The organism is Kribbella sp. NPDC059898 (assembly GCF_042730855.1).
In the GTDB taxonomy this organism is placed as follows: Bacteria; Actinomycetota; Actinomycetes; order Propionibacteriales; family Kribbellaceae; genus Kribbella.
On record NZ_JBHWKR010000015.1, the window covers coordinates 41914 to 55040 of the forward strand.

Sequence of the window (13127 nt, forward strand, 5' to 3'; positions counted from 1 at the left end):
CAGCAGTATTCATCATCGGCTCAGGGTCCGGCCAGTGACGTGCCGTGGGACGGTGAAATCGTGTGCCCGGCCGAGCCGCCCGAATGGGTGCGGGCCGAGTGGCTCACGACGTACGCCATCTGCTGCACCGTCGTCTGGTAGTCCAGCCCCTTGAGCACGTCCCGCGGTACGCCGTTGTCCATCAGCGCCTGGGCCACCTGCCCGTTGAAGTTGCCGGGCGGCGCGGTGTTGTGCAGCTCGTGCAGGTCCACCCGTCCCTCGGCCATCCGGACGACGGTCGGGTGCAACCGTTCGAACGCCGGGCCGAACCGCGGGTCGCCCTCGCACTCCAGCAGGCCGTCCTTGGTGGCCCGGTACTTCTGCTCCTGGCCGTCGGCCTGCCTGACCAGCAGCACCAGGGTCCGCTCCTCGGCTTGTGCCTGCTGGATCAGCTCGAGCACCGGCGTGTACGGCCGGCTGACCATGCCGGACTTGCCCGGCTGGAGCTCGTCGACGACGCGGTCGGGCCGCCCGAAGTCCGCCGGCTCCGCGCGTAGCTGGGCATCGGCGATCGCGGTGTCGAGGTCGGAGCCACGCTCCATCTGCCGGAGTACGTCGAGGTACTGGTGCCCGAGCATCCGGACGAAGACCTCGCCGCGGGCCAGGTCCCGGACCTTGGTGGAGTGCCGGGGGACCGGTTCGCCGCGGCCGTTGTCGGTGCTGGTCCGGATGGTCGCGTCGTATCGGACCGGGATCCGGACCGTGACCAGCTGACCCTCCAGGAACCTGCTGGTCTCCAGCCTGGTGCCGTTCGCGTCGGACGCCTGTTCCTTGACCTGCTCGCCGACCGAGCCGCCGACCGAGACCAGACCGCCGTCGACACCGGCGGTCGCGGTCACCGGCGTCAGCCGGTTGCCGGAGTTGGAGGTCTTGTACGTCTTCTGGTGCCGCCAGACCCGGCCGACCTGGCCCTCGACCTCCGGACCGTGCAGCTCGAACCCGATCGCGGTCGCCTGCAGATGCACGTTGACCGTCTTCTTCCCGTTCCCGGGTCTGGCCATCGGCTGCAGGTCGATGCCCGGGCCGAACATCCGCGAGGTCTTCGCCGCCAGGGCGGTCGGGGTCAGGCTCGTGTGCAGGAGATGCTCGTACGCCGCGGCGCCGTGCTTGCCGAGCAGACCCGGCTGCTCGAGGTGCCGGGTGAGGTTCTCCAGCAGCTCGTGCCGGCGTTCGCGGTCCCGGGCGTGCAGCTGGATCCGGATCGGGACCGCGCCTTCCGGCAGTTCGATCCGCCGGTGGTCGGGTAGCACCGGCGTTTCCGGCCCGGTGTCCGGCGCCGGGCCGTCGAGCAGGTCGCCGCGCGGGATCCACTGGGTCAGGTCGGCGCGGACGCTCTTGAGGTCCGACACCGTGGTGATGTCGGCCGGGTCGATCCGGCCGAGCCGCCAGCGCAGACCCGTCTGCGCCGCGGCCCCGGCGTTCCGGATCCGGACGACCTCGGTGGTGAAGACCGCGGCCCGGTGGGTCTTGACCAGGTCGAAGTGGCCGAGCCGGTCGATGGTGGTGTTCTGCTCGCCGCTGCCGGCCGTCTGGTTCTTGGTCTGGTCGGTGGACAGGCCACCGGACAGGTCGGTTCCGCCGCCGGCGGCACCCTTCCCGTCGAGGCCGACGGTCACCGAGGTGGTGTGCCCGACCTGCCGGTCGATGGACTGGTAGTCGTACTTCTGCCGCACCTTCCCGACCGACTCGCCCGGGATGTCGGGCTGGGTGCCGGCGTCCGGGTTCTGCTCGTCGACCGGCTTGTCCGGCACGTTGTCCATCGTGCGCTCGCCGGTGAACCGGGCCCGGACCCGGACGAACAGCACGTCCGGCCGGGCCTGCCCCGGCACCGGGACCTCGATCGGCGCGTAGAACCCGCCGGGCCCGAGCATGTCGTTCAGGTGGCCCTGGAAGCTGCGCGGGTCGAGGTCGACGTCGAGGGCGTTCTGCAGTTGCGGACTGGCCGCCAGCAGCCCCGGTGCGACGGACTCGATCTGCGCCCGGACCTGCTCGCGTGGGTCGAACGGCTTGTCGTTCACCCGCACCGACTCGACCGCGGACGCCCCGAGGCTGTCCTCGAACGCCTGCGAGGTGTGCACCACGCGGCGTTCGTCGGCGCGGTCGATGACCTTCTGGGTCAGCTCCGCGAACTGCTCCTCGGCGGTCTTCGCCTGCGCGGTCTTGCCGGACTCGAGCCGGCTCTGCTCGGCCAGCTTCGTCATCAGCCGCCGGGTGGTGTGCTCCGCGGCCAGGCCGGTCGTCACGCCGCGCTTCTCGTGCTGGTAGCGGAGCAGCACCGCGGCCGCGGTCCGGTGGCTGATCGGCAGCCGGTCGTTCAGGTACCGCTCGGCCGCGTCGGACACCACCCAGAGCGGCAGGTCGAGCTTCTTCGCCGCGTACAGCTCCAGCGCCCGGCGCTCGGCCATCGCCTTCTGCACCCGGGCGTCGGGCAGCTCGACCTGACCGACCACCTTGCCGTTGCGGAGGATGTCGGCGGTCATCTTGAACCGCTCGACGAACTCGTGGTGGGTGCCGGGGTTGATCAGCAGTTCCTCGTCGCCGCCGGTCTCGCTGATCGTCGTCGACTGCGCCGTACTGCCGGTCCGCGACAGCGACGTCCCGCCGCCGTGGCCGGTGCCGTCCGCGCCGACCGTTCCGCCGCCGGCGGAGCCCCCGATCCCGCCGGACGACGAAGTACCGGAGGTGGAGCCGACGTCGTCCATCGTGAAGTTGATGTCGACGGTGTTCTGCTGGCTCATCGCGCGGTGCGTCTGGCTGATCGCCGTACCGCGGATGACGACCTGGTACTCGGCCGGCAGCATCGTCCGGTCCTGCACCATCTGCGCCGGGTTGCCGGGGGCGCGGACCACGCTGAACGGCAGCTTGTACTCGCCGTTCAGCCACTCGCGGTTCGCGACCAGGCTGGCGGGCGAGAGCGCCTTGTGCAGCGACGCCAGCGCGGTCGAGTCGGCCCGGAACGCCGGGATCGCCTTGTGCAGCTCGTCGGCGATGTTGCCGGCGTCGACGGCGACCGGGATGGCCTGCTGGACGGCGTCGTCGTGCGGCGGTTTCGGATCCGTCGCCTCGGCCGTCGTCCGGTCGGCCCTGGACATCGAGCTGTCGTAGGCCACCTGCATGCTGCCGCGGACCTCGGCCAGCGGGGTCGCGTCGCCGTCGTCGGTGATCTCCGCGAACTTCATCGTGATGCCCTGGGCGAGCCGGTCGAGCGGCTCGGTGGACTCGCTCAGCGTGACCCGGTTGACGCGCCGTCCGGCGTTGAAACCGAAGTTCCGGCCGCGGGCCGTGCGGGTGAAGTTCAGGCCGAGCCGGCCCATCAGGCCGCTGATCCCGGTGGCCGGGCCGCGGGTGCCGCCGATTCCGGCCGACAGCGGCAGCGCCTTCGACCGCCCGGACGTCCGCCCGGTGGCCCGGGAGCTGATGCCGAGCAGTACGACGTTCTCGTTCTCGCTGACGCCGGCGCCGGCGTTCCGCAGCTCGCCGGTGGTCTCGTCGTGGTCCTGGGTGACCGTCAGCCGGAACGGCCGCCACTTCGGCGTACCGGCGAGCCCGCGGTCCTCGAGCATCACGATCACGCCGCCCTGGCAGGCCTCGTTCATGTCGGCCCCGAGCCGTGCCGCGTCGATGCTCTCGACGACGCGCTGGTAGTTCCGGTTCTGCAGGTCGTCGGGACCGGTCTTGCCGTGCGGCGGGACGAGGCCGAGCTTGCGGAGCCCGCGAATCGCCTGTGCCTGGAGCTGCGGAGCGCCCCGGACGTTCTGCGGCAGCGCCTTGCCGACACCGCGGAGTTGGTCCGGGCCGTACCCCATCCACGGCGGCGCGTGCTGCTCTTCGGTGGTCGGCGCCGGATCCCCGCGGAGCACCAGCCGGCCGTCCGGCTCGAACTTCACCGAGCCGTCGGGATTACGCGGTACGGCGTTCGTGTCCGCCCGGCCGCCGGCCCGCAGCAGGTCGTTCTCCGGCACCCGCAGCATCGCCTTGCAGTTGTCGGTCTCGACGATCGGGGACGCCTTGCGGTCGTCCACCTTGCGCAGCGTGGCGCGGACGTTCAGGCCGACCAGGACGCCCTGGGTCGGCCCCTGGCAGCGGTGCACGGCCGGGGTGATCGCGGTGCTGCTGACGTTCTGGCCGCCGGAGCGGGAGACGTTGCGGCCGGCCGACACGGTCGGCGCGAGGTTCGCGCCGCTGCCGCCGACGTTGCTGAGCGCGGTGACGGCGGTGCCCGCGGACAGCCCGGCGGTCACGGTCGCCGACGTACCGGACGTCTGGCTGCTGTTGGTTCCGGCGAAGTCGACCTGGACGTTCTCCTGCCACATGTCGAAGCTGGATTCGCCGACCAGTTCGGCGTCGGCCCAGACCGGCTCGACCTCCCAGGTGAGCTCGTACTCCGTCGCGCCGGCGGTCGGGATCCGCCGGGTGATGCCGCCGGGCAGACTCATCTCGCCGAGCAGCCGGTGCGAGTCGTTCACGATCAGGCCCGCGATGTGGTCGTACGCGACCCGGTCCAGGTCGCCGTACTGCTGCTGGGCCCGGCGGACCAGCCGGTCGGTGACGTCCTGCAGGCCGTCGATGCCGGTGACCGTGTGCCGCGGGAACTCGGGGCTGACGTCGCGCCCGCGGCCGATCTCGTCGAGCGAGACGGTCTCCCGCGCGGCCGGCACCGAGTACGCGCTGGACACCCAGGTCTGGTTCCGCCCGGCCTCGACGGCCTCGAGCGGCGACCACTCGTCGGTGGGGGACTTGCGGACCTCGATCTCCCAGGTCCCGGACCACTCGTACAGCAAGGACTCGCCGCGGTTGTCGTCGACACCGCCGCGCTTGGCGTGCGTCGTGAACCCGCTGGCGTCGGCCTCGGTGGCGCCGACCGAGGCGTCCAGCCGCGGCGACGCCACCTGCGCGGCGAGGTGCAGCGGCGTACCGGGGGCGGCCACCGCGATGGCCGGCCCCAGGTTGACGCCGAAGTTCGCGCTGGTGGAGTGCGTGTTGGTGGTGCCGAAGCTGTTGCCGCCCTCGCCGAGGGCGCCGGTCATCGCCTCGGCCATCTCGTAGTCGCGGTTGGTGATCTCGGTGAGGTCCCGCGGCACCAGCCGCAACCGGACCTGCGGCAGCGTCGCGATGCCGGCGTCCGGGTCGTTGCCGACGTCGAACACCACGCCGTCGCGGGACAGCACCCGGCGGTACTCGGCCTCGGTCAGCGGGGCCGGTCCGCGGGCCGGGATCCGCCGGCCGATGCCGTGCGCGGCCAGGATCCGGTTGATGTCGTCGGTCGGTGCCGCGGGTGGCTGCCCGTCCGGCGTACCGCTGAGCAACAGGTCCTTGACCGGCATCGCCGTGTCGAGGCTGCGCTCGTACGCCTGGACCTGGCGCTCGGCCGCGGCGGAGAGCTCGGCGATCCGGGCCGGCGAGGCGCCCTGGTCGATCTCGGTCAGCAGTTGCCGGTAGCCGGCCAGCGTCTGCCGGGCGGTGCCGGCCGCCCGCTCGTAGCCGTCGGCGATCGTGGTGTGCCGGACGGCCTTACGCTGTGCGGCGGCGGCCCGGACGCGGAACTGACGGGCGCGCTCGGGCGCACCGCGGTCGCGCTGCAGGTCCTCGTCGGCGGCGTCCTGGTCGGCCTTGGCAGCCTCGGCGGTGGCGTCGAGGGAGCTGTTCCGCTTGGTGGCGACGTCCATCTCGAGGTCGTCGGCCGCGGCCCGGAGAACCTCGATCTGCCGTACCACCTCACCCCGGAGGTGCTCGGACGTGTGCGGGGCGGCGTTGGCGGACGCGTACACGCGGCCGGCCTCGACACCGAACGCCGCGACCTGCGGGTCGACAACCAGGCCGCCCTTCCAGGGCAGCGCCGGTTCGTAGCCGCCGTGGCGCTTGATCGTCCGAGCCAGACCCTCGATGTCGCGCTGCAGATCCGCGACCGGCTGCCCGTCGGCCCGGGCCTGGTGCCAGTCCCGGAGCAGCAGCTGGAGGCTCGCGTCGTCGGCCTGGACGCGGCGGTCCCGGCGCTCGCTGCCGAAAGCGGAGCGGAGCTTGCCGAGCAGGCCGTGCGGCCGCTCGGCGGTGACGTCCTGCGAGAGCTGCGAGGTCTGGTTCGCCCAGACCACCCGCAGTTGCTCGTCGGTGAGCCTCGACGACAGCTGGACCACATGCGGGTCGGTCGCCGTACCGGCATGGCGCACGCTGCTCGCAAGAGCTCCGAGCGGGGCGTCGCCGACCTCGACACGCACGTACTGCGGGTCGTCGGCACCGGGCATCCGCAGTACCGCGACCTCGTCTGTCGGCGGCAGGCCCGCGAGCGGCGCGGGCAGGTGCGCCTGGTTCATCGACGCGACGACGTCCAGCGCGTGTACGGCGGTCAGCTCGCCCTGGGCCGCCGGGCGTTCCCGTCGTTCGAGCCCGGTGCCCCGGATCTGCGACGTCCAGAGCCGACGACCACCGGTGCTCTGCTGCCTGCTGCGTTGCGGTGCGCGGTGCCGCCCGCCGACGTGGCCGCGCTGCCTGCGGTGCGACGTGGGAGTACGGCGCGGGGCGCCCAGCTGCTCCGCGTCGAGGTTGATCCGGCCCGCGGTGCCGACGATCTCCGAGGTGCGGACGACCGGTCCCGGCTGCGGCAGCCGGCGGAGGCGTTCGGCCGCGGCCGGATCGTTCGCGGCGGCGCCGGCGAGCGCTACCGGCAGCATCGCCTGGGCCTCGGCACGTTGCGACCGGGTCAGGCCGGGGCCTGCGAGATAGCGATCGAGCGCGGCGGTCGCTCCGGCGCCCGGTTCCTGGCCGCGGGCGCGCGCGACCTCGGCACCGAGAATGGCGACGGACTGGGCCAGCAGCCGGTCGTCGGAGACCCGGTTGCCGGCCCGGCGGGCGAGCTGCTGCTCCAATCCGCGCGCGACCTGCGCGTCCAGCAGGTCGCGCCGGGTGCTCAACCGGATCCGTCCGTCGCGCAGCGACACCGCCGACGGATGCAGGATGCCGAGCGCAGTCGCGATCGCCCAGCGGGCCCGAATCGTCGCTTCTGCGGCGGCCACCATGGGTGTGGACAGCCGAATCACCGCCTCCCCGTCAGTTCCCTGGTGCTCACCAGTTGTCACCAGGACCCTCAGGTTCCGGAATCTAGCAAACAATCGGTTACTTGCCAGCAAGCCGAAGCACACGGGCTGTTAACAATTTACGCCTGTCTGTTCACCTAGGGTCGGCTCATGACTGAGGCCATGGGTGAGTCGGACTGGACGGTGAGCGAGGCGCGCTACCTGATCCGCGAGCTGCTGCGGACCGCGCCCGACGACCGCGGGTACGACGGCATCGAACTGTTCCTCGCTCTGTGTGAGTACCTCGACGAGCTGCACGGCATGGATCGCGCCCGCGGCCGGTTCGGATTCGGCTCCTTCTACACCGGTGCACACCTCGACGAACTGGCCGCCGCCGTCCAGGCCGCGCGCGGCCCGCGCACCGCGTGGGACCCGGACTCCTACCGCCTGGAGCAGCCCGTCAACGCGGCCGTCACGCTGGCGGAGGGGCGGGAGCTGACCGAGTGGCTGGTGGGACGCCAGGCCTGGGAGCGGCAGGTCGGCCTCTGCCTGCGGGCGCTCTATGCCTATCTAGACCAGTTGTACGGCGGCGAGGGTCTGTTCAACCAGCTGCTGACGCCGCCGGAGCGCCAGCAGGTAGCCGCGCGGTAAACGGCAACGGGCTGTTGGCACTTTTGGTACTCGCTGCCATTACGGTAGGCGGGTGAGTCTCTCGTCCTCCACGCGTACCTCCTCCCAAGGGTCCCGGGCTGCGGGCCGATCGGCGGGTGGCGGCTCGACCCGCCTCCCGAGCGGGCGGGAACGACGTCCTGCGCTGGCCGCGCTCGCGGTCATCCTGATCCTGCTCGGTGCTGCCGGATCGGCGCTGATCGCGCTGAACAGCGGCAACCGCACCGACTTCGTCGCGATCTCCGCCGACGCGTTGCCGCCCGGCCACAAGATCGAGGCCAAGGACTTCTCCCGCGGCGACCTGGCCGGCGCCACCGGCGGCCTGGTCCCGTGGTCACAGGCGGGCAAGTACGTCGGCCGCTACACGACCAGCTGGCTGTACAAGGACCAGTTCGTCACGCCCGAGAACTTCACCAAGGACGGCCAGCAGCCGATCCCGCAAGGTGCCGCGCTGGTCGGTGTCAGCCTGGACGCCGGGCACGCCCCGTCCGACGGGCTGAACGTCGGCGACGTGGTCCAGATCGTCCGGGTCCCGGGCGGCAACGACGGCGGCGGCAACTCGGTGGAGCTGGTCGGTGCGGCCTCGGTGACGTCGACCGCGGGCGCGATCACCGACAGCAAGACGAGTGCGAACAGCTCGCTCAACGTGACGTTGCTGGTCCCGCAGTCCAAGGTCACCCTGGTCGCCGCGGCCGCTGCCGCGAAGACGCTGTCGGTGGCGAAGCTGCCGCCGGGGACGACGGCGGACGCGCTCCGCAGCGGGTCCAACTGATGGCACTCGTGGCGCTGGCGAGCGCGAAGGGCTCTCCAGGCGTGACGACGGCGAGCCTGGTGTTCGGTGCGCTCTGGCCGCGGCAGGTGCTGCTGGCCGAGTGCGACCCGGCCGGCAGCGACGTCGCGATCCGGATGACAGGTCCGGCCGGTGCGGCGCTCGACTCCGACCGCGGGCTGGTCAGCCTGGCCGCCGCGAGCCGGAAGGGCCTGGGCGACGAGGTGATCCTCGCGCACAGCCAGCAGCTCGACGGCGGGCTCGACGTACTGCTCGGCGTGCGTTCGCCGGAGCAGGTCGGCGGGATGGGCGGGCTGTGGCATCCGCTCGGCATCTCGTTCAACCAGATGCACCAGAGCGACGTACTGGCCGACTGTGGGCGGATCGGCGCGTCGTCGCCGCAGCTCCCGGTGATCCAGTCCGCGCGGCTGGTCGTGATGGTGTGTACGGCGACCGGCTCGTCGGTGGCGCACCTGCGTGAGCGACTGTCGACGCTGGTGCACCACGTGGACGCCCAGCTCGGCGTCGTCGTGGTGGCCGACCCGAAGCAGCGCGACGGCGTGAAGCAGGTGTGGTCCGTGCTGGACGCGATGTCGCTGCCGGTGCGGCACCGCTGGCACCTGGCGTACGACCCGGCCGGCGCGGCGTTCTTCGACGGCCGCGGGCACGGCCGGCTGGACAAGACCCAGCTGATCCGGTCCGCGAGCGTGATCACCGCGGAGATGGCGTCGCTGGTCGCCGCCCCGCCGCCGCAGGACTTCGACATGGCGAACGCGGCGTTCCCGCCAGGTGACTACAGATGAGTGCTGACCAGGAGCTGGTTCGCCGGTTGCGGGTGCAGGTCGCGGAGCGGCTGAACGAGCAGCGCCGCCGTGACCAGGTGAACGGTGTACCTCCGATGAGCGCGGAGGACGAGCGGGAGTACGCCCGGTCGCTGATCGTGCAGGTGCTCGAGGACCACGCGCGCTACGAGCTGGCCGAGGGCCGTACGCCGCCGACGCCGGACGACGACGCGCAGATCGCCGGCGCGATCCATTCCGCGCTGTTCGGCGTCGGCCGGCTGCAGCCGCTGATCGACGACCCCGACGTCGAGAACATCGACATCAACGGCTGCGACCAGGTCTTCGTGCAGTACGGCGACGGCCGCGAGGAGACGCCCGGCCCAGTGGCCGAGAGCGACGACGAGCTGATCGAGCTGATCCAGGTGCTGGCGTCGCACGCCGGCCTGACCAGCCGGCCGTTCGACTCCGCGAACCCGCAGCTCGACCTGCGGCTGCCGGACGGTTCCCGGCTCTCGGCCGTGATGGGCGTGACCGCGCGGCCGGCGGTGTCGATCCGGCGGGCCCGGCTGGGCCGGGTGTTCCTGAAGGACCTGGTTGCCAACGGCACCATCAGCGACGACGTCGGCTCGTTCCTGCGGGCGGCGGTCTCGGCCCGGAAGAACATCATGATCGCCGGCGCGACGAACTCCGGGAAGACGACGCTGCTGCGGGCGCTGGCCAACGAGATCCAGCCGCACGAGCGACTGATCACGGTCGAGCGCTCGCTCGAGCTCGGGCTGGGGGAGTTCAAGGACCTGCACCCGAACGTGGTCTCGTTCGAGGAGCGGCTGCCGAACTCCGAAGGCGTCGGCGAGGTCACGATGGCCGATCTGGTCCGTCGTTCGCTGCGGATGAACCCGAGCCGCGTCATCGTCGGTGAGGTGCTCGGCGACGAGATCGTGACGATGCTGAACGCGATGAGCCAGGGCAACGACGGTTCGCTGTCGACGATCCACTCGAACAGCTCGATGGAGGTGTTCAACCGGATCAGTACGTACGCCATCCAGGCGAGCGAGCGGCTGCCGATGGACGCCACCCAGATGCTGATCTCCGGGGCGCTCGACTTCGTGGTGTTCGTCCGCCGGCACAACGACTACCAGCGCGGCGGCGGCGTCAGCCGGTACATCGAGAGCATCCGCGAGGTGACCGGCTGGGACGGGCGGGTGCTGTCCGGCGAGGTGTTCGCGCCGGGTCCGGACGGCCGGGCCGCGGCGCACGCGCCGATCGCGTGCATGGACGAGCTCGAGCACTTCGGGTACCAGCCCCTCGTGCACGGAACCTGGGCGTGATGCGATGAGCACGAATACGCTGGCGGCGCTGCTGTGCGGCGCGGTGGTGGGTGGCGCGGTACTGCTGCTGATCGTCGCGATCCGCGGCACCGAGCCGCGGGACGAGACGCCGTCGCTGTTCCGGAACCGGAGCGCCGAGAACCGCAAGAACCTGATCCGGCTCGGTGCCGCAATCGGCGTCGGCCTGCTGGTGCTGGTGGTGACCCGCTGGCTCGTGCTCGCGGTCGCCCTCGGCCTGCTCGCCGCGATGGCGGACCGGTTCTTCGGCGGCAGCGGCGAGGAGCGCCGGGCGATCGACCGGCTGGACGCGCTGGCCACCTGGACCGAGGCGCTGCGCGACACGATCGCCGGCGCGGTCGGCCTGGAGCAGGCCATCCCGGCCACCGCGGTGAACGCCGCGCCCGCGATCAAGCCCGGCCTCAACCTGCTGGTCGACCGGCTGCGGATCCGGGAACCGTTGCCGTCGGCCCTGATGCGGTTCGCCGACGACCTCGACGACCCGTCCGCGGACCTGATCGTCGCGGCCCTGGTACTGAACGCCCGGCTCCGCGGACCCGGTCTGCGCGAGGTGCTCAGCGCACTGGCGGACTCGGCCCGCGAGGAGCTCGACGTACGCCGGAAGGTCGCGGCGGAACGCCGGTCCACCCGGCGCAGTGTGCAGGTGGTGGTCGCGATCACGCTGATCATGGCGGCCGGTCTGGTGCTGTTCAACCCGACGTACATGGCGCCGTACACCAGCTTCATCGGGCAGGTCGTGCTCGCCGTGGTGATCGGCCTGTACGCGCTCGGCCTGCTGTGGCTGCGGCGGCTGGCGAAGATCGAGGTGCCGGAGCGGTTCCTGATCGGCGTCTCCAAGGACCACGCGATCCACCGGCCGGGTGACGAGCGGATGGAGGTGGTGAACGGATGACGTGGGCCTTCATCACCGGCGCGATCGCCGGGCTCGGCGTGTACGTGCTGGTACGGATGTTCATCAAGCCGCGGGCGAACGTGCTGTCCACGATCGCCCGGATCGACGCCGGCCGTGGCGGGTTCGCCGGCGGGGCCACCACGAGTGCCGCCGGTGAGCGTGTGCTCGGCGGCGTGGACCGGGCCCGGGCGACCCTCGGCCGCCGGCTGGAGGCGGAGGCGAACGCCCGCGGCTGGGCGTTCGGCAAGCTCCGCCGGGACCTCGCGGTGATGAACCAGCCGTTCGCCGCGATGCTCGCCACCAAGGTGTTCTTCGCGCTCGGCGCGATGCTGTTCATCCCGATCGTGCTGTTCCTGTTCGCCGCGATCGGGCTGCCCGCGCCCGGCGCCACGCCGGCGATCGTCACGCTGGCGTTCATGGCGGTCGCGTTCTTCCTGCCGGACCTGGCCCTGCGCCAGGAGGCGGAGAAGCGGCGCCGGGACTTCCGGCACGTGGTCGGCAGCTTCCTGGACCTGGTCGCGATGAACCTGGCCGGCGGCCGCGGCCTGCCGGAGGCGCTGATGACCGCGTCAACGATCGGCGAGCACTGGGCGATGGCGCGGATCCGGCAGGCGCTCGCGAACGCGCGGCTGATCGGCATCACGCCGTGGGACGCGATGGCCCGGCTCGGCGAGGACCTCGGGGTCGAGGAGCTCCGGGACCTGGCGTCGGCGCTCGCGCTGGCCGGCGACGAGGGCGCGAAGATCCGGTCCTCGCTGCTCGCCCGGGCGGCGTCGCTGCGCCGCAAGGAGCTGGCCGACGTCGAGGGCAAGGCGGGCGAGCGGTCGCAGTCCATGCTGGTCGCGCAGCTCGTGATGATCGCGGCCTTCTTTCTGTTCCTGGCCTTCCCGGCAGGCGTGGCGATCCTCAGCAGTTGACATACTGGGGCCGGTTTCGGCTTCACGAATCGGAAGGCATGCGATGACCTCGGAGTTGATGTTCTGGCGGGCGATGGCCGGCTACGCGGTGGCGCGGGCCCAGGCGCAGCGCGCCCGCCAACGCGTCGGACAGACCGAGCTGGGCGCGTCCGCCCTGGAGTGGGCGATCATCTCGGCGATCCTGGTCGCGGCCGCGCTGGCGATCGGCGTGGTGGTGAAGCGCGTGATCAGCAAGCGCACGTCCGAGATCGACCAGGGCTGACGTCCACCGTGCCGCGGCGTGCCACCCGGCGACGATCGGAGCGGGGGGTCAGCACACTCGAGCTGGCCATCCTCGCCCCGGCCATCCTGGCCCTGATCTTCGTCTCGATCCAGACCGCCCTGTGGCTGTACGGGCGGTCGGTCGCGCTGAACGCCGCACAGGAAGGCGTGTCCCGGCTGCGGCTGGTGCAGCCGACGCTCTACACAGACGCGGTGGGGGAGAAGGTGCGCTCGGACATCCAGTCCTACGCCCAGCAGCTGGGCGGTACGACGTTGCAGAACACCGCGGTGCCGTTCCCGTCGTACAACAGCCCGGAAGGCATGGTCTCGTTCACCGTCACCGGTGACACCGTCTCGCTGGTGCCCGGTCTGACGCTGAAGGTGAGCCGGACCGCCACGGGCCCGATCGAGCAGTTCCAGGCCGACAAATGAGGATTCGGAC

Annotated in this window: 9 protein-coding genes; 8 read left to right on the forward strand and 1 reads right to left on the reverse strand. The window is 71.7% G+C overall.

What is annotated here, in order from left to right; all coding sequences use genetic code 11:
• Positions 1 to 20 precede the first annotated feature (20 nt).
• Positions 21 to 7073: a hypothetical protein gene (locus ACFV9C_RS35360; RefSeq protein WP_380200569.1), complete on the reverse strand. Its 7053-nt coding sequence runs from the start codon at positions 7071 to 7073 to the stop codon at positions 21 to 23.
• Positions 7074 to 7220: 147 nt separating this feature from the next.
• Between ACFV9C_RS35360 and ACFV9C_RS35365 the strand changes: the two genes are divergently transcribed.
• Genes ACFV9C_RS35365 through ACFV9C_RS35400 form a run of 8 tightly spaced genes read left to right on the forward strand, consistent with a single transcriptional unit; the run spans position 7221 to position 13117 of the window.
• Entirely contained in the window at positions 7221 to 7700 is a 480-nt protein-coding gene (locus ACFV9C_RS35365; protein ID WP_380200571.1) for a hypothetical protein, read from the forward strand.
• Between the two features lie 52 nt (positions 7701 to 7752).
• A complete protein-coding gene (locus tag ACFV9C_RS35370; protein WP_380200573.1) occupies positions 7753 to 8490 on the forward strand; it encodes a hypothetical protein in 738 nt (245 codons plus the stop codon).
• Entirely contained in the window at positions 8490 to 9290 is an 801-nt protein-coding gene (locus tag ACFV9C_RS35375) for a hypothetical protein (RefSeq protein ID WP_380200575.1), read from the forward strand. Before ACFV9C_RS35370 ends, ACFV9C_RS35375 begins: the two co-directional genes overlap by 1 nt.
• Positions 9287 to 10597, forward strand: coding sequence for a CpaF family protein (locus ACFV9C_RS35380; protein ID WP_380200577.1), 1311 nt, complete (start codon positions 9287 to 9289; stop codon positions 10595 to 10597). Before ACFV9C_RS35375 ends, ACFV9C_RS35380 begins: the two co-directional genes overlap by 4 nt.
• A 4-nt stretch (positions 10598 to 10601) precedes the next feature.
• Complete coding sequence (locus tag ACFV9C_RS35385) at positions 10602 to 11507, forward strand: type II secretion system F family protein (RefSeq protein ID WP_380200579.1); 906 nt, start codon at positions 10602 to 10604, stop codon at positions 11505 to 11507.
• A complete protein-coding gene (locus ACFV9C_RS35390; RefSeq protein WP_380200581.1) occupies positions 11504 to 12424 on the forward strand; it encodes a type II secretion system F family protein in 921 nt (306 codons plus the stop codon). Before ACFV9C_RS35385 ends, ACFV9C_RS35390 begins: the two co-directional genes overlap by 4 nt.
• Before the next feature lie 43 nt (positions 12425 to 12467).
• The gene (locus tag ACFV9C_RS35395) at positions 12468 to 12686 is read left to right on the forward strand and encodes a hypothetical protein (RefSeq protein WP_380200583.1); all 219 of its coding nucleotides are present in this window, start codon (positions 12468 to 12470) and stop codon (positions 12684 to 12686) included.
• Positions 12687 to 12694: 8 nt separating this feature from the next.
• Positions 12695 to 13117, forward strand: a complete 423-nt coding sequence (locus ACFV9C_RS35400) for a TadE/TadG family type IV pilus assembly protein (RefSeq protein WP_380200585.1) — start codon at positions 12695 to 12697, stop codon at positions 13115 to 13117.
• Positions 13118 to 13127 lie beyond the last annotated feature (10 nt).